This is a genomic window from Micrococcus lacusdianchii (assembly GCF_023155805.1).
Taxonomy (GTDB): Bacteria; Actinomycetota; Actinomycetes; order Actinomycetales; family Micrococcaceae; genus Micrococcus; species Micrococcus lacusdianchii.
The window spans coordinates 1-22,709 of record NZ_JAKNUW010000010.1 but is presented as its reverse complement, the minus strand read 5'-3'; the positions used below and the strand labels follow the sequence as shown (position 1 = coordinate 22,709).

28 protein-coding genes and 1 other annotated feature are annotated in these 22,709 nt (G+C 69.9%); of the genes, 20 read left to right on the top strand and 8 right to left on the bottom strand.

Going from position 1 to position 22,709, the window contains the following annotated elements:
* Positions 1-52: 52 nt before the first annotated feature.
* Together MA879_RS07660 and MA879_RS07655 are read left to right on the top strand one after the other, a co-directional pair.
* The gene (locus MA879_RS07660; protein WP_248124796.1) at positions 53-490 is read left to right on the top strand and encodes a luciferase domain-containing protein; all 438 of its coding nucleotides are present in this window, start codon (positions 53-55) and stop codon (positions 488-490) included.
* A gap of 40 nt (positions 491-530) precedes the next feature.
* The gene (locus tag MA879_RS07655) at positions 531-1,424 is read left to right on the top strand and encodes a hypothetical protein (RefSeq protein WP_248124794.1); all 894 of its coding nucleotides are present in this window, start codon (positions 531-533) and stop codon (positions 1,422-1,424) included.
* Positions 1,425-1,429: 5 nt separating this feature from the next.
* On the opposite strand, the gene MA879_RS07650 is transcribed toward MA879_RS07655, so the two are convergent.
* The 6 genes from MA879_RS07650 to MA879_RS07625 all read right to left on the bottom strand — a co-directional run bounded on the left by MA879_RS07650 (position 1,430) and on the right by MA879_RS07625 (position 6,582).
* Positions 1,430-1,984 carry a hypothetical protein gene (locus tag MA879_RS07650; RefSeq protein WP_248124791.1) on the bottom strand — a complete coding sequence of 185 codons (555 nt, stop codon included), beginning with the start codon at positions 1,982-1,984 and terminating at the stop codon, positions 1,430-1,432.
* A 147-nt stretch (positions 1,985-2,131) separates the two neighbouring features.
* On the bottom strand, positions 2,132-2,767 hold the full coding sequence (locus MA879_RS07645) for an energy-coupling factor transporter transmembrane component T family protein (protein WP_248124789.1): 636 nt from the start codon (positions 2,765-2,767) through the stop codon (positions 2,132-2,134).
* Positions 2,767-3,567 (bottom strand): energy-coupling factor ABC transporter ATP-binding protein, encoded by an 801-nt coding sequence (locus tag MA879_RS07640; RefSeq protein WP_248124784.1) that lies wholly within the window; start codon positions 3,565-3,567, stop codon positions 2,767-2,769. The genes MA879_RS07645 and MA879_RS07640 overlap by 1 nt, the downstream gene beginning before the upstream one ends.
* Entirely contained in the window at positions 3,567-4,709 is a 1,143-nt protein-coding gene (locus MA879_RS07635; RefSeq protein WP_248124782.1) for a thiolase family protein, read from the bottom strand. The genes MA879_RS07640 and MA879_RS07635 overlap by 1 nt, the downstream gene beginning before the upstream one ends.
* Positions 4,706-5,944 (bottom strand): AMP-binding protein, encoded by a 1,239-nt coding sequence (locus MA879_RS07630; protein ID WP_248124779.1) that lies wholly within the window; start codon positions 5,942-5,944, stop codon positions 4,706-4,708. Before MA879_RS07630 ends, MA879_RS07635 begins: the two co-directional genes overlap by 4 nt.
* Before the next feature lie 2 nt (positions 5,945-5,946).
* Entirely contained in the window at positions 5,947-6,582 is a 636-nt protein-coding gene (locus MA879_RS07625) for a biotin transporter BioY (protein WP_248124778.1), read from the bottom strand.
* Positions 6,583-6,971: 389 nt separating this feature from the next.
* Between MA879_RS07625 and MA879_RS07620 the strand changes: the two genes are divergently transcribed.
* Positions 6,972-7,700: a formylglycine-generating enzyme family protein gene (locus MA879_RS07620; RefSeq protein WP_248124775.1), complete on the top strand. Its 729-nt coding sequence runs from the start codon at positions 6,972-6,974 to the stop codon at positions 7,698-7,700.
* Between the two features lie 18 nt (positions 7,701-7,718).
* On the opposite strand, the gene MA879_RS07615 is transcribed toward MA879_RS07620, so the two are convergent.
* The gene (locus MA879_RS07615; RefSeq protein ID WP_061873204.1) at positions 7,719-8,075 is read right to left on the bottom strand and encodes a hypothetical protein; all 357 of its coding nucleotides are present in this window, start codon (positions 8,073-8,075) and stop codon (positions 7,719-7,721) included.
* 625 nt (positions 8,076-8,700) lie between these two features.
* Between MA879_RS07615 and MA879_RS07610 the strand changes: the two genes are divergently transcribed.
* The 9 genes from MA879_RS07610 to MA879_RS07570 all read left to right on the top strand — a co-directional run bounded on the left by MA879_RS07610 (position 8,701) and on the right by MA879_RS07570 (position 16,390).
* The gene (locus tag MA879_RS07610) at positions 8,701-8,910 is read left to right on the top strand and encodes a heavy-metal-associated domain-containing protein (protein ID WP_006213359.1); all 210 of its coding nucleotides are present in this window, start codon (positions 8,701-8,703) and stop codon (positions 8,908-8,910) included.
* Entirely contained in the window at positions 8,910-9,851 is a 942-nt protein-coding gene (locus MA879_RS07605; RefSeq protein WP_248124772.1) for a hypothetical protein, read from the top strand. The genes MA879_RS07610 and MA879_RS07605 overlap by 1 nt, the downstream gene beginning before the upstream one ends.
* 46 nt (positions 9,852-9,897) lie before the next feature.
* Positions 9,898-12,168, top strand: coding sequence for a heavy metal translocating P-type ATPase (locus tag MA879_RS07600; RefSeq protein WP_248124770.1), 2,271 nt, complete (start codon positions 9,898-9,900; stop codon positions 12,166-12,168).
* A gap of 53 nt (positions 12,169-12,221) precedes the next feature.
* A complete protein-coding gene (locus MA879_RS07595; RefSeq protein ID WP_059280884.1) occupies positions 12,222-12,473 on the top strand; it encodes a YHS domain-containing protein in 252 nt (83 codons plus the stop codon).
* A gap of 66 nt (positions 12,474-12,539) precedes the next feature.
* The gene (locus tag MA879_RS07590) at positions 12,540-12,893 is read left to right on the top strand and encodes a metal-sensitive transcriptional regulator (protein ID WP_006214162.1); all 354 of its coding nucleotides are present in this window, start codon (positions 12,540-12,542) and stop codon (positions 12,891-12,893) included.
* 47 nt (positions 12,894-12,940) lie between these two features.
* The gene (locus tag MA879_RS07585) at positions 12,941-14,086 is read left to right on the top strand and encodes an FAD-dependent oxidoreductase (protein WP_248124768.1); all 1,146 of its coding nucleotides are present in this window, start codon (positions 12,941-12,943) and stop codon (positions 14,084-14,086) included.
* 45 nt (positions 14,087-14,131) lie between these two features.
* Entirely contained in the window at positions 14,132-15,367 is a 1,236-nt protein-coding gene (locus tag MA879_RS07580) for an MFS transporter (RefSeq protein ID WP_248124767.1), read from the top strand.
* Entirely contained in the window at positions 15,364-15,693 is a 330-nt protein-coding gene (gene fdxA / locus MA879_RS07575; protein WP_141842703.1) for a ferredoxin, read from the top strand. Before MA879_RS07580 ends, fdxA begins: the two co-directional genes overlap by 4 nt.
* A 97-nt stretch (positions 15,694-15,790) precedes the next feature.
* Entirely contained in the window at positions 15,791-16,390 is a 600-nt protein-coding gene (locus MA879_RS07570; protein WP_248124763.1) for a YdhK family protein, read from the top strand.
* 85 nt (positions 16,391-16,475) lie between these two features.
* On the opposite strand, the gene MA879_RS12415 is transcribed toward MA879_RS07570, so the two are convergent.
* Positions 16,476-16,598 carry a hypothetical protein gene (locus MA879_RS12415; protein WP_282447718.1) on the bottom strand — a complete coding sequence of 41 codons (123 nt, stop codon included), beginning with the start codon at positions 16,596-16,598 and terminating at the stop codon, positions 16,476-16,478.
* A 12-nt stretch (positions 16,599-16,610) separates the two neighbouring features.
* Between MA879_RS12415 and MA879_RS07565 the strand changes: the two genes are divergently transcribed.
* The 8 genes from MA879_RS07565 to MA879_RS07530 all read left to right on the top strand — a co-directional run.
* Positions 16,611-18,698 (top strand): heavy metal translocating P-type ATPase, encoded by a 2,088-nt coding sequence (locus MA879_RS07565; protein WP_418001230.1) that lies wholly within the window; start codon positions 16,611-16,613, stop codon positions 18,696-18,698.
* A 10-nt stretch (positions 18,699-18,708) separates the two neighbouring features.
* Positions 18,709-19,014, top strand: coding sequence for a metal-sensitive transcriptional regulator (locus MA879_RS07560; protein ID WP_006214168.1), 306 nt, complete (start codon positions 18,709-18,711; stop codon positions 19,012-19,014).
* 64 nt (positions 19,015-19,078) lie between these two features.
* Positions 19,079-19,756 carry a DUF8185 domain-containing protein gene (locus MA879_RS07555; protein WP_248124759.1) on the top strand — a complete coding sequence of 226 codons (678 nt, stop codon included), beginning with the start codon at positions 19,079-19,081 and terminating at the stop codon, positions 19,754-19,756.
* Between the two features lie 41 nt (positions 19,757-19,797).
* Positions 19,798-20,163, top strand: coding sequence for an ArsR/SmtB family transcription factor (locus tag MA879_RS07550; protein WP_248124758.1), 366 nt, complete (start codon positions 19,798-19,800; stop codon positions 20,161-20,163).
* A gap of 13 nt (positions 20,164-20,176) precedes the next feature.
* A complete protein-coding gene (locus MA879_RS07545) occupies positions 20,177-20,695 on the top strand; it encodes a carboxymuconolactone decarboxylase family protein (protein WP_248124757.1) in 519 nt (172 codons plus the stop codon).
* A gap of 45 nt (positions 20,696-20,740) precedes the next feature.
* Positions 20,741-21,055: a transposase gene (locus MA879_RS07540; protein ID WP_248124754.1), complete on the top strand. Its 315-nt coding sequence runs from the start codon at positions 20,741-20,743 to the stop codon at positions 21,053-21,055.
* Positions 21,013-21,116, top strand: a sequence feature (AL1L pseudoknot). (Overlaps the previous gene by 43 nt.)
* Entirely contained in the window at positions 21,052-21,759 is a 708-nt protein-coding gene (locus MA879_RS07535; protein WP_248124738.1) for an IS3 family transposase, read from the top strand. (Overlaps the previous feature by 65 nt.) The genes MA879_RS07540 and MA879_RS07535 overlap by 4 nt, the downstream gene beginning before the upstream one ends.
* On the top strand, positions 21,725-22,709 hold a 985-nt coding region (locus MA879_RS07530), incomplete at its 3' end, for an IS30 family transposase (protein ID WP_470365346.1). The genes MA879_RS07535 and MA879_RS07530, both read left to right, overlap by 35 nt.

The window sequence follows — 22,709 nt, the reverse complement described above, 5'->3', positions numbered from 1 at the left end:
GCCGCGGCCCGGTCCTCGCCCCGTCACGTCCTCGGAAGGCCCCCACCGTCAGTTGGACCAGCAAGCCCCGCCCGCCCTGTGGGGTGAGCTGGTGGCCCGAGCCCGGACCCTCGAGGGCGTGGAGGAGGGGCACAGCCAGGTCTCCCCCGCCGATTCACGGGCCCTGTTCGTCACCGATCTGCCCACGGAGCGCTCCCCGGAGACCAACCTCGCCCCAGGGCGCCGGCTGGAGCCCGTCCACCTGCACGGGGTGGCCGACACCTCCGTCCACCTCGTCCTGCCCGCCGAACGCGGCGCCCGTCTCACCGCCCTGGGATGGGCCGAGCCGCACGGTCACGCCGAGCACGGCACCGAATGGATGGTCTACGGCCCCCGTGACGACGCCGAGCTCGACGTCGTGGTGCAGATCATCGAGGAGGCCCTGGACTTCGCCCGCGGCCCGGCGGCCGCTCACCCCTGGGATGATCCGCACCCCGGCACCTACCGTTGACGGCACAGCCCCCGGCCTCCACCAGAGGGAGCACCCGACCGTGACCGCGCCCCGCCTCCTGCCCGCCGAGCCGCCCGCCCCGGGTCGGCGTCGACGTGCGCGACGCACCGGCGTGCTGCTCGCGGCGGGTGCGCTGGGCCTCACCGGCTGCGGCCTGCTCTCCCCCGACGACGCCGGAGTCGGCACCACGACGCCGCCTGTCGCCTCCGCGACGTCCGCCGCCCCGGACCCGGGGCAGGCCCCACCCGCCGGACCCGCCGCCCCGGGGACCGGTGCCGTAGCTGGGGATGCGTCGACGTCGTCGTCCGCGAACCCGGCCACGCCGCCTGCGACCAGGGCCGGCTACCCGGGCCACGAGCGCGTGGAGCGCGCCCTGCGCACCGAGCTGGGCGAGGACGCGCAGATCAGCAGCCACGACGCCGAGGCCACCGGGCGGATCCTGGCCTCCCGCGACGTGGACACGTTCGGGCCGGTGACGGCGGGGGTGGTCGAGCCGTGCCGCAGCCTCCGGGAGGAGGCCACCCGGGAGATCCTCGACGGGATGGTGGGCGCGACGTTCGGCCAGGCCGCGGACCGCGCCACGGGTGCATTCCACATGATGAACGTGGTGGTCATGCGGGACGAGGCCACGTGGCGGGCCGTGGACGAGGAGCACCACCGCGTGCGCAAGGAGTGCCTGGGCGGGGATGGCCGCGAGCGGACCACCGTGCCGGTCGGAGCCGGGGACGCGACCGTCACCCAGAAGGTCCTGCGGGGCTACCCCACGTCCGCCTCGGACCAGGTGATGCGCACGGCCTACGTGCCCGGTGGCCGGATCAACGTGAACGAGATGACCCGCGAGCCCCTCGACCGGCCGTCGCCCGTCCCCCTCGAGGAGTTCGCCGCCGAACGCGTCCCCCAGCTGGAGGCCTTCATCGCCGAGGTGACCGGCTGACCCGGTCAGGGGGTCCGGTCGGCCTCGTCCGCGGCGGGGGCGGCGGTGCTCCCGTGCACCTCGGCCGTCGGACCGGAGCCCGGCGCCTCGACGACCGGCACGGGGGCCGTGTCGAAGGCGGCGCCGCCGTCGCCGTCGTCGTCGACCTGCTCCTGCTCCTGCTCCTGCTCCTGCGACCCGACCACGGCCTCGACCTCCGCCGCGGACGGGATGTGCAGGAACCGGCCCGCGGCGACCGCCGCGACGATGCCCAGCAGCGGTCCCACGAAAGGCGCACCGCCGGTGATGAGCCCGACCAGCAGCGCCACCAGGCCGCCGCCGGCCACCTGCGTGGTCTTGGGGCCCTCGTACTCGGGCCGCCACGGGGCGCGCGGCGTTCCGCCCATGGTGCCCTCGGCGCGGGCCAGCGGCGCGAACCACGCGCCGGCCACGAGGAGGACGGCGCCGAGCAGCGCCACCAGGAGGGCGCCGGCGAACGAGCCGTCGTCGGCGCGCAGCGGGGTCAGGACGATCGTGAGCACGAGGGCGACGGCGAGGGAGGCGATGCGTGCGGGGGTCATGGGGCCAGGCTAGCGGGCGCCCCTCGCGCCCATCCGGACGTTCCGACCGGTATCGGGGCCTCATAGCGGTCCGAACATCCGGATGGCGGGGACCACCGGGCCGCGGGGACCACCTGGCCACGGCCCTGGCCCGCACATGGCCGGGGCCTACTCGATGCCACGGGCGGCGAGGGCGTCGCCGACGTCGTCGGCGTGCTTGAGCGAGAGGACCAGCAGCGGCAGCACCCACGCCCACGGCGCCAGCCGCACCCCGCGGGCGGCCTGGGCATGGCGGATCTGCTCGGCGAGGGCGCGCAGGTGCCCGATCGAGGCGAGCACCAGGCCCATCGCCAGGCCCACGCGGTCCGGGCGGACGCCCGCGCGCGCCAGGGCCGGCCCGATCCATGGCAGGTGCGGCACCGGGGTGAGCAGCGCCTCGGCGACGCCGGCCATGTCCGCGATCCGGGTGGTGCGTGTCATCACCTGGGCCGTGAGGACCACGCCGAGCACGCGCGCGGTGGTGAGGACCGCCGTCGTGAGGTCGAGGAAGAGCCACTGCGCCGCGAAGAGGACGGCGTAGAAGATCCACAGGCCACGCAGGTCGGCGGCGAGCATCCCCGCTCCCCGCCGCACTCCGAAGCCCACCAGGTACGCCACCACGGCCCCGATGACGGCGGCGCCCGCCGTTCCCACGGACGCCGGCAGCAGCGTCAGGGCCAGCACCCACACGGCGAAGACGCCCATCTTCCACCCGGCCGGGCAGCGGTGCAGGGGCGAGTCGCCGTCCACGTAGAGGGAGAGCATCAGGCGAGCTCCTCGGCCACGGCGCGGTCCAGGAAGGCCTCGTAGGCGGCCACCACGTCCGCGGCGGGACCGGTGCGCTCGATGCGGCCGGCATGGACCCACACGGCCTCGTCGCACGCGCGGGCGAGCTCGAGGTCGTGGGTGACGAGCAGCAGTTGGAAGCCGCCCGGGGCGGACGGGTCCGCGGCGAGGAGTCGGTCCGCGATGATCCGCCGGTGCCGGCCGTCCAGGAGGGAGGTGGGCTCGTCCGCGATCACGAGGGAGGGCGCGGCGGTCATTACGGAGCACACGGCCAGGCGCTGGGCCTGCCCCGAGGACAGGGAAAGGCACGCACGGTCCGCGAGCGCGGTGAGCCGGTGCCCGGCCAGGGCGGCGTCGGTGCGGCGGGCGACCTCCTCCGTGGGCAGGCGGCGCCCGTCGGGCCCGCGCAGGGCCTTGACCGTGAGCTCGACGTCCTCCCGGACGGTGGGCATGACCATCTGCGCGGCGGGGTTGGCGAACACCATGCCCACGGTCCGGCGCAGGCCCTTCACGTCCCGTACGGCGTCCACGCCGTGCACGATCACCTCGCCGGCGGTCACGTCCGCCAGGCCCGCCACGGCCCGGGCCAGCGTGGACTTGCCCGAGCCGTTCTCCCCCACCACGGCGACGCGCGGGGCGGTCAGCTCCAGGTCCACGTCCTCCAGCAGGACGGCGGACGACGTCGGCCCGGCCGCCTCCACGCGCACCCCGCGCAGGCGCACGGTGCGGTCCGCTCCGGAGGCCGCGGGCACGGGCACGGGGCGACGCAGGAATCCCATCAGCCCACCTCCAGCAGGGCCGCGACGCCCATGCCGCCCGCGACGGCGCACGCGACGAGGCCCCGCGCGCCCGGCGGCTGCTCCTGGAGGCGGTGCACGGCCCGGACCAGGGCGATCGCGGCGGAGGCGCCCCATGGGTGGCCCAGGGCCAGCGCACCCCCGGCGGCGTTCACGCGCGGATCGACGCCGGCGTCCCCGTCGGTCAGGCCCAGGTCGTCCAGCGTGGCGAGGGCCTGGGCGGCGTAGGCCTCCACGACCTCCACGACGGCCAGGTCCTCGAGTGCCCAGCCGACCTCGTCGAGGGCCGCGCGGACGGCCGCGACCGGGGCGATCCCCGGTAGGGCGGGGTCGCCGCCCGTGATCGTCCCGCCGGCGAGCCGCACGGGCCGGGCCAGGGCGGCGGTGTCCGGCACTCCCGGCTCCAGCAGCACGGCCGCCGCCCCGTCCGCGATGCGGGCGGCGGTCCCCCCGGTCACGGCGGTGTCCGGGTCGGCGCCGGGGGTCACCCCGGTGAACCGCGCGAGGGCGGCGGGGGTGAGGCGGCGGGGGCCGTCGTCGTCGGGGGCGGGCGCGCCCTCCGGCCCCGGGGCACGCTCGGCGGCGCGCAGGTCCGCAGCAGCCAGGGCGAGGGCGTGGGACCGGGCTGCGAAGGCCTCCTGCCGCGCGCGGGGGATCCCCCGGGCGGCGGCGAGGGCGTCCGCGGCGGCGGTCATCCCAGGGTCCGGCCGGCCGCGCGGCACCATGGGGGCCTGCGTGTACGGCACCCCGTCCCGGAGGCGTTCCGGGGCGGTGGACGCGGACTCGACGCCGCCGCCCACCACGGCCCGTCCCGTGGGGGCGGCGTGCCCGGCCGCCTGGAGCACGGCCAGCAGCCCTGAACCGCACTGGGCGTCCACGGTCCAGCCGGGCACGGCGTCGCCGAGGCCCGCCCCGAGGGCGGCCACGCGCGCCGGGTTGCCCCCCGGACCCCAGCAGTTGCCCAGCACGACGCCGGCCACCTCCGCCCCGTCCCGGCCTCCGGTCACAGCGGCGACGACGTCCGCCCCGAGCTCCCCCGCGTCCCGGTGGGCCTGCGCGCGGGAGCGGCCGGTGACCGCCGTGCGGGCGGCGGCGGTGATCCAGACGTCGGCGGCGGGGGTCATGCGCCCGAGTCCATCACGGATCCCGGCGGCACGCGGCGCACCTTGCCCGAGGGCGTGCGGGGCAGCCGGTCCACCGCGTGCCAGCGTCGCGGGCGGGCCGCCGGGGTCAGGCGGTCGCGGGCCGCCGTCCGGAGCGCGGCGATCACGTCCTCCGGGTCCCGTCCCGGCGCGGGCTCCACCCAGGCGACGACGCGCCGGCCCAGGCGCGCATCCGGCTCCCCCGCGATGAGCACGGCGGAGGTGAGCGGCCGGCCCGCCGTATCCCGGACGCCGGCGAGGACCTCCTCCACCGCGGAGGCGTGGACGGTGGCCCCGGCGGTGAGGATCACGCCGTCCGCCCGGCCGTGGAGGATGAGGCGGCCGCCGTCCAGGGCGGCGGCGTCGCCGGTGCGGAGGAACCCGTCCGGGCGCCAGCGGGGCACGGCGGTCGCGGCGCCGTCCGGGCCGGTCAGGTGCAGGGACGAGCCGTCCGGCTCGGCCAGCTGGTCCGAGCGGACCAGCAGCAGGCCGTCCTCGGTCTCCGCCTCGACGCCGGGCAGCAGGCGCAGCCCGGTCCCGTCCGGGTCCACGGCCACGAAGCTGGCCTCGGCGGCGCCGTAGTAGTGGACGAGACGGAGCCCGTGGGCCTTGGCACGTGCGCGCAGCCCTGCGGTCAGCCGGTCCCCGCCCACCAGGGCGACGCGGAGGGCCGGGGCCGGGGCGGCGTCGTCGAGGAGGTCGAGGACGTCCGCCAGCTGGGCGGGCGTGCCGTGGAGGGCGGCCGGAGCGGGGGCGTGCGGCGCACCCGTGAGGTCCTCGGTCCGCACGCGGGCGCGCGCGGGCACGCGCAGTCGGGCGCCGGTGGCCGCGCAGAACGCGGCGGCGTTGAGGGCCATGGAGGACGTCGGGTGCACGGGCACCAGCAGCCCCTCCCCGGGCTCGAGACCGAGCCACGCGCGGACGTGGGCGTGGCCGACGGACCACGAGCGGTCCGTGCGCAGCACCACGCGGGGCGCGCCCGTGGAGCCGGACGTTGCGGCGGTCCACGCCACCTGCGCCGCCCGCTCCGGGGCGCGGGCGGCGAGGTCGTCGAGGGCGTGGACGGCGGCGTCGACCTGGGCGGCGGCCGCCTCCGGGGCGACGCGTTCGTCCAGGACGAGCGGCACCCGCCCCGCCGCGCGCAGCTCGAGGGCGCGGGTCAGGACGGCCGCGTGGTCCGCGCCCCGCACGGGCGCGATCCGCTCCCCCGCGCGCACGCTCAGGCGAAGGCGCGCGGGTAGGCCTTCCACAGGCCCGCCGCGAGGAGGGAGGCGACGACGGCCTTGACCAGGTCGCCCGGGATGAAGGCGAGCGAGCCGATCGCCGCCCCCTGGAGCGGCACGCCGCCGAGCAGGTGCATGCCGGGAATGCCGAACGCGTAGATCACGGCGATGCCGCCGACCACGCAGGCGAGCAGCGCGGAGCCGATCAGGCCTCCGGTGCCCGTCCCGGGACGGCGACGGCGCAGGTAGGCGCGGAAGATCAGGCCGACGACGAGCGCCCCCGGGATCCAGCCCCACAGGAAGCCGCCGGAGGGGCCCACGAACACCGCGGCGCCGCCGCGACCGCCCGCGAGCAGGGGCAGGCCGAGCGCCACGAGCCCGTGGAACAGGGCCAGGCACGCGGCCCCGCGCCACGGCCCGAGCACCAGACCGGCCAGCATCACGCCGAGGGTCTGCAGGGTGATGGGGGCCGGGATGCCGGGGACCGGGATGCCGGGCATGGCGCCCATGACGGCGATCAGCGCGGCCATCACGGCGATCTTCGCCAGGGACGCGCCGGGCGAGGCGGTGCGGCGGCGGGCGTCGGCGGGGTGGGTGTCGGGGGCGTGGGCGTCGGGGGCGGTGCGGGACATGGTGCTCCTGGGTGCGAGGCGGGGTGACGCGATGAACGCTGTTCAATGAACGGTGTTCAGGAGTGTAGCCCCCTCGTTTCCATTCGGGAAACGGCGGCCGTCGGGGGAACTTTTGTCGAGATGCTGTCGAGATGCAGCGAAGAGTTCCAAAACGCGCCAATTTGATTCATACGCCATGGAGCGCCTGGAACCTTGACATGCACGGAGGTGACGGTTCGGCCCTGTAAGGAATGGGCGCTCCGCCGACGGCGGTTGTCGAGATGCAGCGAATATTTCACAAACGCGCAAATATGTTTCATACGACCACGAGTCACTTAGGTATTGACAGTTGAACCCTGTCCGGGTGCAGCTCGTGGTTCTCCAGTCAGCCCGTGTGCGACGCTGACGCCATGAACCAGCCCTCCATGGCCACCCTGTCTTCGGGAAAAATCACCCTGCGTGACGCCCGTCGCGGGACCACACGGGATGTGGAACTGGAGCCCTTCGAGATGGCCGTGCACCCCCTCCGTGACCGGAGCACCGGACGCCCGCTCACGCCTCTGACATGGTTCGAGACCATCAACCTCTGCAACGAGCTATCCAATGCTGAAGAGCTGCAGCCGGCCTACACGCATGCTGGGGACGGACGCTCCGTCACCTGGAACACGGGCGCTGACGGGTACCGATTGCCCACCGAGGCCGAGTGGGAGTACGCCTGCCGCGCCGGAACGACCTCGCCCACCTACGGGCCGCTTGAAGACATCGCCTGGACCAGCCTCGACCACCTTGAGGGCCCCCAGCCCGTCGGCATGAAGAAAGCCAACCCGCACGGTCTGCACGACATGCTCGGCAACATCTGGGAATGGTGCTGGGACTACGCCGATCCCGCCCGCTACGGCGACTACCGCAGTCTGCGCGGGGGTGGCTGGGCGGATGAACCCTGGAGCGTGCGCGCCTCAGTGCGCCGGGGCAGCGCCCCGGACGCCGTCCTGGAGGACGTGGGACTCCGCCTGGCCCGGGGTCTGGTCGGCAGCCCGGGACAAGCTCAGGGCTGGTCCCATGAGGCAGACAGGCAACGAGCCGCCATCTGCGGGCCGCTTCCCGTGGGGTGGACACCCTTGCGGGAGATCTTCGCCTGAGAAGGGAACCGCCCAGCCTCATTCGGCGGAACGGAGCCGATCCGTAGGCAACGACAACATCACCGTCGCGGTGAGATCCGGCGCCTTGGCCACCGCCCTGTCATCGAGCCGCGGCGCCACTGTGACGGCCTCTCGTGAGAACTCCTGGATGCCCACGGGCACCCATGCGTCACCCTCGGTGCGAAGCAGCCATTGTTCGCCCAACGCCTGCAAACCGACGGTGTCAAGCAGTTCTTCGGCCTCGGTCGACTCCATGGGTTCACCGCATCGCCGACGCAGGAGGTCGTAGGGGATGAAGAGGCCTTCGTCGGTCATCTCGATGTACCCGACGTGCTCGCGGTCATCAGCGCGGAGGTGATCTAAAACAGTGGTCACGGTGACAGCCTAGAGTTGTCGACTCGATACCCCAGCCTGCTCCCCGCCCCAGCACGGCAGGGGCGTCCGGCCAGGCTCCCTCACACACCGGATCCCGCCCCCTCTCCGAACGGTTCACGGCGAGTCGCGTGCAGTCTTTGCTGCATCTCGACAACCCCGAGGGTGACGACGTCCTCCACGGGATCGGCCCGGCCACTGACTGTCCCCGTGCTGCTGCGCCCGCGCGCCTTCACCAGGGTCACCGTCAGAGACCCCTGCCTGGGGTCTCCGGCACCGCGCTTCCCGAGCGTTGACCCCACTCACTGACGGGTCTGGGCGCGAGTCGGTTTCGTACCAGTCTTCGCTGCCTTCGTCGATGCGGCAAGGCAGTCCACGGTTCTGATGAGCCGAGGGGTCACTACTCTCCGACGCGCAGCGCCAGAACCCAGCGGATCGCCCCGCAGCATCGGTGCACCACAAGGCACACCTCGGACGCTCCAACCATTGTTTGCAGCACTTGCGCAATGCAGCTCACACGATCGCCTCCCTCCTTGCGGAATACCTGACATGGGTATACGTTTGACTAGTACACGTACCCGGTAGGGGTACTCCCGACGTACAACCCGACATACAAGGAGGACACCTGATGGCTTCGAACGATTACCAGGTGACGGGCATGACCTGCGGCCACTGCGAGATGTCGATCCGCGAGGAGGTCAGCGAGATCCCCGGCGTCCAGGACATCCAAGTCAGCGCGCAGACCGGCAAGCTCAACGTCACCGCCGAGGGCGAGATCGACGACGCCAAGGTCCTCGCGGCGGTCGAGGAGGCCGGCTACTCGGCGGTGCGCGTCTGATGAAGGCCGGAGGACGGCTCGCGCTCTACGGGGCCGGGTTGGTGGTGGCGTTCGGCGGGGCCTTCGGCCTCGCCGGCGCTGTCATTCCCGATAGCTTCGTAGCAGCATGGGCAGAAGGAAGTGACGTGAACGCACACGGTGAAGGGCACGGCGACGCTGCGCAGGAAACCGCGGAGCCCGCTCTGAACGGGGTCTCCGCAAGCGCGGACGGCTTCGTGCTCTCTCCGGTCCAGGCCCCCACGGCCGCAGGCGAGGATGGAGACCTGAGCTTCCAGATCCTCGACGAGTCCGGCGAACCGGTGACCGAATACACCACCGCGCACGAGAAGGACCTGCATCTGATCGCCGTGCGCACCGATGGCGCCGGTTTCCAGCACGTGCACCCCGAACTCGACACGAGCACAGGCACCTGGTCAGTGCCGTGGACCTGGGACGAGGCGGGCACCTACCGGGTGTACGCCGACTTCACACCCGCGGGCGAGGAAGCCGAAGGCATCACTCTCACCCGCGCGGTCGAGGTGGCTGGCGACTTCACCCCTGTCGAGACCGAGGCGCAGACCACCGACGAGGTCGACGGATACACCGTCTCCCTCAACGGCGATCTCACTGCGGGCACCTCAAGCGAGCTCACCATCTCGGTCGAGCGTGACGGTCAGCCGGTGACCACGCTGGAGCCTTACCTGGGCGCGTTCGGCCACCTGGTGGCGCTGCGCGAGGGTGACCTCGCCTACCTGCACGTCCACGCCGAGGGCGACGAGCCCCAGGCCGGGGACACGGCCGGACCCGAGATCGGATTCGCAGCGGAGGCCCCGACCGCCGACCGTTACCTGCTCTACCTGGACTTCCAGGTCGACGGGCAGGTGCACACCGCCGAGTTCGTGATCGACGCCGAGCATGGTGACGGCTCGAAGACAGACGATTCGCATTCCGACGGCCACTGACCCGCAGGGCCTGGCGTCGCACGAGAGCTGAGAAAGAAGGAAGAGGATGAGCACATCAGCGCCCCCAACGGGTGGGCCGGACATCGAGTTGGAGATCGGCGGGATGACCTGCGCCTCCTGCGCGAACCGGATCGAGAAGAAGCTGAACAAGCTCGATGGCGTCGCGGCCACCGTCAACTACGCCACTGAGAAGGCTAAGGTCACCGTGCCTGCCGGCTACGATCCGTCACTGCTGGTCGCCGAGGTCGAGAAGACCGGGTACACGGCCGCACTGCCCAAGCCCAAGGACACTACGGCGAACACGTCGGAGACCGAGGCCGGGGAGGAGGAAGACAGTGAGCTCACCTCGCTGCGGCATCGGCTGATCGGCGCGATTGTGCTCACTGTTCCCGTGATCGCGATGGCGATGATCCCCGCGCTGCAGTTCACGTATTGGCAGTGGGCCTCACTCGCCCTGGCCGCACCGGTGATCATCTGGGGAGCTTGGCCGTTCCACAAGGCGGCGTGGACGAACCTCAAGCACGGTGCGGCGACGATGGACACGCTCATCTCGATGGGTACCTCCGTCGCACTGCTCTGGTCGCTCTATGCGCTCTTCCTCGGCACTGCCGGCACTCCCGGCATGACGCACCCCTTCGAGTTCACGATCGCTCCGTCGGATGGCGCGGCGAACATCTACCTCGAAGTCGGCGCGGGCGTGACGATGTTCATCCTCGCCGGCCGCTACTTCGAGAAGCGATCCAAGCGCCAGGCCGGGGCCGCGCTGCGCGCCCTCCTGGAGCTGGGCGCGAAGGAAGTCGCCGTACTCCGCGACGGCGTAGAGGTGAAGATCCCCACCTCTGAGCTGGCGGTCGGCGACGAGTTCATCGTCCGTCCAGGCGAGAAGATCGCCACCGACGGTCTCGTGACCTCCGGCTCCTCCGCGGTGGACGCCTCGATGCTCACCGGCGAGTCCGTGCCGGTCGAGGTCCGCGAGGGCGACTCGGTCACCGGTGCCACCGTCAACGCCGGAGGCCGCCTGGTCGTGCGGGCGACTCGTGTGGGTTCGGACACACAGCTCGCACAGATGGCGAAGCTCGTCGAGGACGCGCAGACCGGCAAGGCCGAGGTGCAGCGTCTGGCCGATCGCATCTCCGGCATCTTCGTGCCGATCGTCATCGTCGTCGCGTTCATCACCCTCGGCGCCTGGCTGGGAGGCGGGTTCCCCGTCGCCGCCGCGTTCACCGCAGCGGTCGCCGTGCTCGTCATCGCCTGCCCCTGCGCGCTGGGTCTCGCGACCCCGACTGCGCTGCTCGTCGGCACTGGCCGCGGTGCGCAGATGGGCGTCCTTATCAAGGGCCCGGAGGTGCTGGAGTCCACGCGCAAGGTCGACACTGTGGTGCTCGATAAGACCGGCACCGTCACCAGCGGCAAGATGACTCTGACCGACGTGATCACCGAGCCCGGTGTGGATCGTGCGGAGCTGCTGCGTTTCGCCGGCGCACTGGAAGACTCTTCGGAGCATCCGATTGCGCAGGCGATCGCCAAGGGCGCGACCCAGGAAGTCGGCCAGCTGCCTACTCCAGAGGACTTTGCCAATGTCGAGGGCAAGGGCGTGCAGGGCATCGTCGAGGGGACCCCGGTCGTCGTCGGCCGCGAGTCTCTGCTGGCGGACTGGTCGCAGAAGCTCTCTCCGGAGATCGCACAGGCGAAGGCCCAGGCCGAGGGCGAGGGCAAGACGGTCGTCGCGATCGGCTGGGACGGTGCTGCGCGCGGCATCCTCGTCGTCGCCGACACCGTCAAGCCCACGAGCGCCGAGGCGATCCGCGGGCTCAAGGAGATTGGCCTGACCCCGGTACTGCTCACCGGTGACAACGAGGCCGTGGCCCGCCAGATCGCGGCCGAGGTCGGCATCGACGAGGTCATCGCCGAGGTGCTGCCTAAGGACAAGGTCGACGTCGTCACCCGCCTCCAGGGAGAGGGCAAGATCGTCGCGATGGTCGGCGACGGCGTCAACGACGCCCCCGCGCTCGCGCAGGCTGATCTGGGCCTGGCGATGGGCACCGGCACGGACGTCGCGATCGAGGCCTCCGACATCACGCTCGTGCGCGGTGACCTGCGGGCCGCCGTCGACGCGATCCGCCTGTCCAGGAAGACCCTGTCGACGATCAAGACCAACCTGTTCTGGGCATTCGCCTACAACACCGCCGCGATCCCGGTCGCTGCGCTCGGCATGCTCAACCCCATGCTCGCAGGTGCGGCGATGGCGTTCTCCAGCGTCTTCGTCGTCGGCAACAGCCTCCGCCTGCGCGGGTTCACGAGTGTCGCCGCGAAGTGACGTACGAGAACCCACCCATCCACACGAATCCAATAACGAAGGAACACCAGAGAATGAGCAGCTGCTGCAGCACGAACGAGACCAACCCCGCCGTGGAGAACGGTGGACGCGAGAACCTTCTTGGCGGGGGCGCCGATGACATGACCACCTGCCCGGTCATGGTCGGCACCCCGGTCAGCAAGAAGACCGCCGAGGCCGCCGGCCTCTACCGCGACTTCGAGGGTGAGCGCTACTACTTCTGCTGCGCTGGCTGTGGGCCCGCGTTCGATTCGGACCCGGCCAAGTACGCCGCCAACATGGCGTAATCCACCAGCGTGCGGGGTGCCGCGGCACCGCTGCGGCACCCCGCCACCTGATCGGAGCGAACCGACATGACCACTACGACCCCCACCACCGAAACCCACCTCGACACCTGCCCCGCAGGAGGCGACGGCGACGCGTCCGTCCACGGATACATCAGCGATAAGACGAAGTACCGCAATCGTCTGCGGCGCCTCGAAGGCCAAATCCGCGGCATCGATCGGATGGTCGACGAGGACCGCTACTGCATCGACATCCTCACTCAGATCTCCGCAGTCACCAGGGCACTCGAAAATGTCGCCCTCGGCCTGCTGGACGATCACCTCAAGCATTGTGTCCTCGACGCCGCACTCGCCGGCGGACCAGTGAGCGAGCAGAGGCTCGGCGAGGCGTCCGAGGCCATCGCCCGCCTCGTGCGCTCCTGACGCCGGCGCATCAGTTCGATCACGACCAGCAGTTCAGGAGTTCTTCTATGACCACACAGCACGTTCTCATCCTCGGCTCGGGAGCAGCCGGGGCCGCAGCCGCCCGCACTCTCGCCTCACGCGACGATGTCCGGGTGACGCTGGTGACCCGCACCGGGGAGACGCCCTATACGCGGATGCTCATCAAGGGAATCGCGTTCGGTCCGACACCGCCGGAGATGATCAAGCTCCCGCTGCCTCAGATCGAGGTCATCGCCGACACCGTGCTCAAAGTCGATACCTCGGCGAAGCAGGTCCAGCTGACCTCCGGCGCACAGGTCTCCTACGACGCGCTCATCGTCGCGACCGGGAGTATGCCTCGCTCCCTGCCCGCTGACGTGTTCGGCGGCGAAGACGCCGGACAAGGGCGGGTCACCGCTCTTCACTCCGTGGAGGATGCCCTGGGCATCCGAAAGCTGCTGACCGGACTGGGGCGACCCGCGCGGGTAGCGATCTACGGCGGTGGAATCATCGCAGCCGAGACAGCCTCGTCTCTGCAAGCCGACGGACACATGGTCACGCTGGTCTCCCGCAGTTCCATTCCCGGTGTCGGAGCGTTTGGGGCGCCCGTGGCTGAGCGCCTCGCCGCCGACCATGCCGCCAAGGTGCAGGCCCGATTCGGTCGCACTCTCCAGCATGTCGACGAAACAGAATCCGGTGTCACCATCACCCTCAACGACGGAAATCCCGTCGTGGCTGACTTCCTTCTCCTCGCGCTCGGCACGACGCCCGCAGCCCCGTTACCGTGGACGAACGGTATCGACGTCGACGATCACCTCCGCGCCGCGGCAGACCACGTCTACGCGGCCGGAGGTGTGGCCACGCACCACGACGAGGCACTGGGCGCCTGGCGCATCGACCATTGGGAAGACGCCGCCGCACAGGGTGCGCATGCCGCGCAGGCCGCATTGCACGACCTCGGCATTAGCGACGATCCGGGCGCCTACCTGCCACGCAGCCCTTACATGGCAATGGTCTACGGTCAGATGATCTCCGGAGTCGGGTACACAGCCGGCGCAGACGCCCACCTGGAAGCCGGTGAGGAGTTCATCGTCCGCCACGAGACCGACGGCATCGTCGTCGGCGTCACTGGCATCGACGCAGTCGGCACCGTCTACCAGTGGGGGCAGCAGCTCCACGGCGTGCGGGCATAGGCGATGGCGGGAGACTGTATTAGGCAGATCCCACGGCGGGGCTTCGTGCTCTCGCTGGCAGCGACCATTCTCATGATGGCCGCTGCCAGCGCGCCGTCCTTGTTCTACCCCCAGATCGCCGATCGGCTCGGACTCATCCCCGTCGCCACCACACTCGTGTTCGCGGTCTACACCTTCACCCTCCTGGCCGCGCTGCTCTACCTCGGACCACTCTCCGACCACGTCGGCCGACGTCCGGTCGTGGCCGCCGGTTCTTTGGCGCTGGCGCTGAGCGTGGCCATGTTCTGGTTCGCCGGTAGCCTCGCGGCGCTCCTGGTCGCCCGAGCCTTGCAAGGGCTCGCAGCGGGTCTGCTGATCCCGGCGCTGTCGGCGATGATGATCGATTTCGAGTTCCCGTCGCATCGGAACATCGCAGCCCTGTGGAACACGATCGGCCCGATGATTGGCCTTGGGGCCGGGGCTCTTGGTGCTGCGCTTCTCCTCGATCTCACCTCCGAACCGACAACTGCCGTCTTCGGGTCGCTCGTGCTTGCCTTCCTCATCGTGGCAACGGTCGTGTGGAGCACACCGGAACTGGTCCCGAAGACCCGGATACGACGTGGCGACCTCCGTCCGCGGTTCACCGTGCCACCGCACCTGCGCCGCATGTTCACCGCCGGCGTGCCCGTGATCATCGCCGGGTGGGCGACCAACGGGCTCTTCCTCGCGCTCGGGGCCGACCTCGTCGGCAGTGAGCTTGGGGGCTCCACGCACACCCAAGCTGGGATCGTCATCTTCGCACTGGCGATCTCCGGAGTCACCGCCTCGTCCGTCCTACAGCGGCGTTCCGCCCGCACCATCAGCCTGTATGCGACCAGTGCCCTGGCGTTCGGCACCGCGGTGAGCATCGGCGCCCTCGCACTCGGTTCCTACTCAGCCTATGTCGCCTCGGTCGCGATCGTCGGTTCCGGGTTCGGCACAGCGTTCCTCGGGGTACTGCGCACACTCATGCCCCACACGGCATCGTCGGAACGCGCCGCCGTGATGGCTGTGATCTACACAGTTGCCTACCTGGCATTCGGCCTGCCCACCATCGTCGCCGGATTGCTCGTGCCGGTGCTCACCCTGTCGGGGACGATGACGATCCTCGGTGCGATCATCATCGCCCTCAGCCTCGTCGCCACCGTCCTGCGCCTGCGCATCCCGCACCCGGCCGCAGGCCCGGCAGAGACTGACGACTTCCCCGAGCCTCCCACCGGCTCTCACCGCCGATCCGCACCCGACCGAGAGGAGCAGCCATGACCTACGTGATCGCGCTTCCCTGCGTGGACGTCAAGGACCGCGCCTGCATCGACGAATGTCCTGTCGACTGCATCTACGAGGGCGAACGCTCGCTCTACATCCACCCCGACGAATGCGTCGACTGCGGAGCCTGCGAACCGGTCTGCCCCGTCGAGGCCATCTACTACGAAGACGACCTGCCGGACGAATGGTCTGACTACTACAGGGCCAACGTCGAGTTCTTCGACGAGTTGGGTTCTCCCGGGGGAGCCGCGAAGATCGGACCGACGGGCTTCGACCATCCCCTCATCGCCGCATTGCCCATCCAACACGAGCAGACCCTCTGAGAAGGGGCTTCCGATTGATCCATACCGACACAACACACAAGCCTTGACTAGTACCCCCTAGGGGTATAGGGTAGGCATATTGATGAAAGGAAATGACATGCAGAGGAGACTGCGAACAGGACTGGCAGCGGGAGCGCTCGGAGTGGCGCTCGTGCTCGCCGGTTGCGCCAGCGGAGCAGACGACGACCAGCAGACCGACCCTTCGGCTACTGAGGAGCATCAGGGCCACGGCGGCAACAACGCAGAAAGCGGTGATGAGGAGATGGAGCACCCGATGGACGGCGGACCGGCACCCGAGGGTATCGCCGAAGCCAGTGAGCCCACCTACCCTGTCGGTACCGAGGTGCAGCTCACGGCCGACCACATGGAAGGCATGGAAGGGGCTACAGCAACGATTTCCGGTGCATTCGACACGTACACGTACTCCGTGAACTACACGCCCGCAGGTGGCGGCGACCCCGTCACTGATCACAAGTGGGTCGTGCAGGAAGAAATTGAGGATGCCGGCGACGAGCGTCTGGCCGACGGCACAGAGGTGACTCTGCTCGCCGAGCACATGGAAGGCATGGAAGGCGTAGAGGCCACCATCGCTTCGTCCACCGATGAGACGGTCTACATGGTCGACTACGAGACGGACGGCATGAAGATGACGAACCACAAGTGGGTCGTTGAGAGCGAGATCCAACCAGCGTCCTGAGCCGACGTTCGCTTGCCCGGTCACCGGGTGAGCGGCAATCGGCCTGGCTCGATGACGGAGGAGAGGAATTATGACGGACCCGAACTCACACCAGCACCACGGTCACGGAACCGATACACCCGCCCACGGCGAGCATCACCACGGGTCTGTGTCCGCGCACGCCTCGGCGGATGTGCACGGCACGCTCGAGGGTCAGCACACCGGGCATCAGGGCCACGCCATGGACCGCGGGGAGCACTCAGGCCACAGGGGCCTCGACGAGCATGGCGGCCACGATGAGCATGCCCAGCACGGTGGGCACGGAGATCACAGTGGCCATGGCGGGCACGGGGACCACGTTGGTCAGTTCCGCCGGCTGTTTTGGATCAATCTCGTCATCGCCATCCCCGCGGTTGCCCTCTCGCCGATGTTCGCCATGCTGCTGGGCTACGAGGTCCCCGGCTGGGCGGGCTGGGTCGCCGCGGCGCTGGGCACCGTCATGTACGTCTGGGGCGGCAGGCCCTTCCTCACCGGTGCCGTCAGCGAGTTGAAGTCCCGCAAGCCCGGGATGATGCTGCTCATCGCTCTGGCGATCACGGTGGCCTTCTTCGCCTCCTGGGCCGCCACGCTCGGGCTCGTCCATCACGAGCTCGAATTCTGGTGGGAGCTGGCGCTGCTGATCGTCATCATGCTGCTGGGCCATTGGATCGAGATGCGCTCCCTGGCCCAGACCACCTCGGCGCTCGACTCGTTGGCGGCACTGCTGCCAGACGAGGCCGAGCGCGTCGAGGGCGAGAACGTCGTCAAGGTGGCCCCAGCCGACCTCGACGTGGGCGACGTGGTCATCGTGCGCCCCGGCGGCAGCGTCCCGGCCGACGGAACCATCGTCGACGGCCGCGCCGAGATGGACGAGTCCATGATCACCGGCGAGTCCCGCCCGGTCTCTCGCGGCGAGGGCCAGACCGTCACCGCCGGCACCGTGGCCACCGACTCCGGCCTGCGGGTGGAGATTACCGCCACCGGTGACGACACCGCCCTGGCCGGCATCAATCGGCTCGTCGCCGAGGCGCAGAACTCATCCTCCCGCGCCCAGCGGATCGCCGACAAGGCCGCGGCCTGGCTGTTTTGGTTCGCTCTTGGCGCGGCGCTGGTCACTGCGGTCGTCTGGACGCTCATCGGCATGCCCGACGAGGCCGTCGTGCGCACCATCACCGTGCTCGTCATCGCCTGCCCCCACGCGCTCGGCCTGGCGATCCCGCTGGTCGTCTCCATCGCCACCGAGCGGGCCGCCCGCGGAGGCGTCCTGGTGAAGGACCGCCTGGCGCTGGAGTCGATGCGGCAGGTCGACGCGGTGCTGTTCGACAAGACCGGCACGCTGACCAAGGGGGAGCCCACCGTCACCGGCGTCGAGCCGACCGGGGAACTCGACGCGGACCAGGTCCTCGCCCTCGCTGCCTCGGCCGAGGCCGACAGCGAGCACCCGCTTGCCAAGGCTATCGTCACCGCCGCCAAGGACAAGGGCCTTGCCCTCCAGCAGGCCAGCGGCTTCTCATCCTCGCCCGCTGTCGGCGTCACCGCGACCGTCTCCGGCCAGGAGGTCCGCGTCGGCGGGCCCCGGCTGCTCGAGGAGACCGGTCAGCACGAGGTCGGCACGGCCGAGGCATGGCGCTCCGAGGGCGCGATCATTTTGCACGTTCTCCGCGGCGGCCAGGTGGTCGGCGGGCTGAGGCTCGCCGATGAGGTCCGGCCAGAATCCCGCGACGCCGTCGACGCCCTCCACGCCCTCGGTGTCGAGGTCGTCATGATCACCGGCGATGCCGAGGCGGTGGCGAACGAGGTGGGACGGGAGCTCGGCATCGACCGCGTCTTCGCCGGCGTGCGCCCGGAGGACAAGTCCGCGAAGGTCTCCCAGCTGCAGGAAGAGGGCAAGAGGGTCGCGATGGTCGGCGACGGCGTCAACGACGCCCCGGCTCTGGCGCAGGCCGATGTCGGCATCGCGATCGGCGCGGGCACCGATGTCGCCATCGCCTCGGCCGGGGTGATCCTGGCCAGTTCCGACCCGCGCAGCGTGCTCTCGATCATCCAGCTGTCGCGACGCGCATACGGCAAGATGAAGCAGAACCTGTGGTGGGCCGCTGGCTACAACCTTCTTTCGGTGCCGTTGGCGGCCGGTATTCTGGCACCGGTGGGATTCGTCCTGCCAATGTCGATCGGCGCGATCCTGATGTCGGCCTCCACCGTGGTTGTCGCGCTCAACGCCCAGCTGCTGCGGCGCATTGACCTCACACCCGAAGCCAGCACGCGTTCCGTCCTGGAGCGCCAGAAGTAAGGACATGCCCATGTCTGTCGATACCGATTCCCACCAGCACGGCTACATCAGCGACAAGGAGCGCTATCTCGGCCGCATGAAGCGCATCGAAGGACAGGCGCGTGGGATCGCGAAGATGATCGATGAGGAGAAGTACTGCATCGACATCCTCACCCAGGTCTCCGCTCTGACCCGTGCCCTCCAGGGGGTTGCGACTGGTCTGCTCGACGACCATCTCAAGCACTGCGTGCTTGATGCCGCCAAGCTCAGCGACGAGGCGGCCGTCGAGAAGATCCAGGAAGCCACTGACGCCATCAACCGGCTCGTTCGCTCCTGAACCCGGACCCCGATCACCGCGTTCCAGGACACGGCGGGCACAAACCCTCAGGATGCCAGCGCGCTTGATCCTTGCCGACGCGCCGTCCGCCCGCGACGCGCTCACCTTCGCTAAGCGGGCCGCGCGGGCCGGCGCCCGCGGCGTGCGCTTGCAGGCCGCGGCCGGGCTGCTGCGCATGAGCGCAGCCGCGCTAACGCCCCGTGGTGCGCTCGACCGCACTCCTACGATCCTCGTCCTTCGCACGCTCCGCTCCGACCCCGAGCTGCAGTGCGACGTCACCGTCGAAACCCTGACCGCGACCGCCGACCCTCTGACCCTGGCGTTGCCGGAAACCGCGCTGGCACCCGCCTGGACCAGCGTCGAACCCCCGCAACACGGGTGGAGACTTATTGCGGATGTGTCCAGCCTGACGCTGATGCGCAGCGCCCGTGCCGGCATCGAGGCCGTCGCCCAAGCACTTCCCGACAAACCCGGCGACGATGTCGTCCGCAAGATCCGGGGCACGGTTTGGGGCACCCCGGACACGGCACTCGCATCGCTGCCACAAGGCGTTGCGTTCGCCGCCTACGTCTGCGGGTTCCTCAGCCGAGGAAACGGGGCCACGATCTCAACCGCCGGCCGTTGGACGCGGTTGACCCTCCCGACTGGACACGTGCTCCTGCGCGGACCCGTCGTCTCTGGCCTCACCCCGATCCGCCGCACCCGGCCACGCGTTTCCGAGTCCGTCACATCGATTGAATAACCCTTGATACCCTATAGGGGTATGGGGTAGTATTGATGACTATGAAAGAGGTTGAGCACGTGCACGCCACGTATGACACACCGCATCTGGATGCGGCGGTCGGAGTCTTCGCGTTGCTGGCGAATCCGGTGAGTGTGAAGATGATCCTCGCCATTCGCGACATCGAGGTCTCTGCCAATCATCTGGCGGACATCGTCGACCTTCCCGTCGACCAGACCTCCCACGAGCTTCACCGCCTGGAGTCGGCCGGGTTCGTGAGTCGGCAGCGACGCGAGTCCGGCGACTTCTACCTATTGAACGGTGTGCCTGCCGGGGCGCTGGCTGAGGCTGCGATCTTCCATGCCGAACATCAGCAGCAGGGACGCACTCGTGCGGGTTCTCCCACCTCGAACTCGCGACCGAACTGACAGAGGAGGCATCATGCCCCGTTTTTCCCGATTGACCCCTGAGACTGCAGTGGGGGCCTCACGAGACTTGCTCGGCGATCTCGTCGAGCGGCACGGCCAGGTCGGAGACATGGTCTCGACGATGGCGCACTCCCCGGCGGTGCTCGGCGGCTATCTGCAGCTGAGCAAAGCCATGCGTCGCGCCAAGCTCGACCGTAAGGTCAGCGAGCTCGTTTCGATCGCCGTGCAGTCGAAGCAGGGATGCGGAATGTGCCTGGCCTCGCACATCAGCGCGGCACGATCGCTCGGGGTCAGCGATGACGAGATCGCACTCGCCCAGCAGGGTACGGCGATGACCGGCCCGGTCGCGGCGATGATCGCGCTCGGCGTCCAGGTCTACCGTGAGCCTGCCTCGATCACCGACGAGCAGATTGACGAGCTTCGGGGATACGGGTACAGCGACCGTGAGATCTCTGATGTCGTCGGGGTCGTGTCGCTGAACATTCTCACCGGCGCCTTCAACTTGGTTGCTGGCCTCACGCCGGGCGACTGAAGCGCCCTGGGTTTCGTTCCGATCCAACTGAAGGAGAATCGGAACATGCCCAAGAAGTACAGCCCCGAGCTGCGTGAGCGCGCGATCAGGATGGTCCTCGAACGCCAAGCCACGCAAGGAGGGCCACGTTCGCATTCCATCCGGGCGGTAGCCCCTCAGCTCGATGTCAGCGAAGAGACCTTGCGGATGTGGTGCCAACGCCACGGCCACGAAGTAGCCCAGGCACCCGCCTCAGAGACCCCTGCGGAGGAGATCCGCAGGCTCAAACGCGAGCTGGCCGAGGCACGGCGCGCGAACGAGATCCTCAAGGCGGCCTCGGCTTTTTTCGCAGCGGAGCTCGACCGCCCCACGACGAGATGATCCGGTTCATCGACGAACACCGCGATCAGTTCGGGGTCGAGGCCATCTGCCGCACCCTTCGTGCGACGGAATGTGGGTTCATCACCTCCCGCGGCTACCGCGCCGCCAAGACACGACCAGCCTCCGCGCGGGCCCTGCGAGACGTCCTGCTCCTGGAGGAGGTCAAGCGGATCCACGCTGAGAACTACAGCGTCTACGGCATCAGGAAGATGCACCACGCCATGGTCCGGGCCGGCTGGCAGGTCGGCCGTGACCAGGTCGCCCGGCTCATGAGGGAAGCCGGCCTGCAGGGGGTTCGGCGCGGCCGTAAGCCGATCACGACCCGCCCTGCTGGCGTGCCGGATGCCCGGCCGGATCTCGTGGAACGCCGCTTCGCCGCGGATCGTCCTCATCAGCTGTGGGTCGCTGACATCACCTACGTGCGCACGATCTCGGGGTTCTGCTACGTCGCGTTCATCACCGATGTCTACTCCCGGCGCATCGTGGGATGGGCGGTCTCGGGCAGCCTTCGCACCGCAGGGCTGCCGTTGCTCGCTCTCGAGCACGCACTGGTCTCCACCGGCGCTACCCGCGGCCGGCAGGGCCTTGTGCACCACAGCGACAGGGGTGCTCAGGGTGGATTCAATCGGTCGTCGCAACACCCTCTCAGAATCACTGGAGGTATGGGCGATGGCAAGCAAGGACTGGGCGAGGAAGATCAGTGACGTGCCCGAGGGGACACGTCGGCAGTGGAGAGCGGATCGGGCCTTGCGGGCCCCGATGCGCTCTCCTGGCAGGCCGCAGCCCTCACGGGAGGTCCAACGCCAGTTCTGGCGGGTGATCGCCACCGGCGTCACCACAGTCGAGGCGTCCCTGAGTGTGGGCGTGTCCTGGCCCGTCGGGGCGCGCTGGTTCCGTCACGCTGGCGGGATGACCCCGCTGTCCCTGGCCGAGCCCACCGGCCGGTACCTGTCCTTCGCTGAGCGTGAGGAGATCGCAATCCTCCACGCCCAGGGCCACGGGGTCCGTCAGATCGCACGCACGCTGGGACGTGACCCGGGCACGATCAGCCGTGAACTGCGCCGTAACTGCGCCACCCGTTCCGGGAAGCAGGAGTACCGGGCCACGGTGGCGCAGTGGAAGGCCCAGGAGGCGGCCAGGCGGCCCAAGCCGGCGAAGCTGGCCACGAACCAGCGACTGCACGACTACATCCAGGCACGCCTGAACGGGGTGGTCCTGGGCCCCGATGGCGTGGCCGTGCCAGGACCAGTCGGGCCCGGTTTCAAGGGGCGGAAGATGAAACCGCGCCGGGCGGACCGGCGATGGTCCACGGCGTGGAGCCCTGAGCAGATCAGCCACCGGCTGCGCCTGGAGTTCCCGGATGATGAGTCCATGCGGATCTCTCACGAAGCGATCTATCAGTCCCTGTTCATCCAGGGGCGTGGGGCGCTCACGCGTGAACTCGTCGCGTGCCTGCGTACCGGGCGGGCTCTGCGCGAGCCGCGGGAACGTACCCGGAACAAGCCCCAGGGCCACGTCACCGAGGACGTGGTGTTCAGCAAGCGCCCACCCGAGGCCGCTGATCGTGCTGTGCCCGGGCACTGGGAAGGGGACCTGATCATCGGGACCGAGCGTTCAGCGATCGGGACTCTGGCCGAGCGCAAGAGCCGGGCCA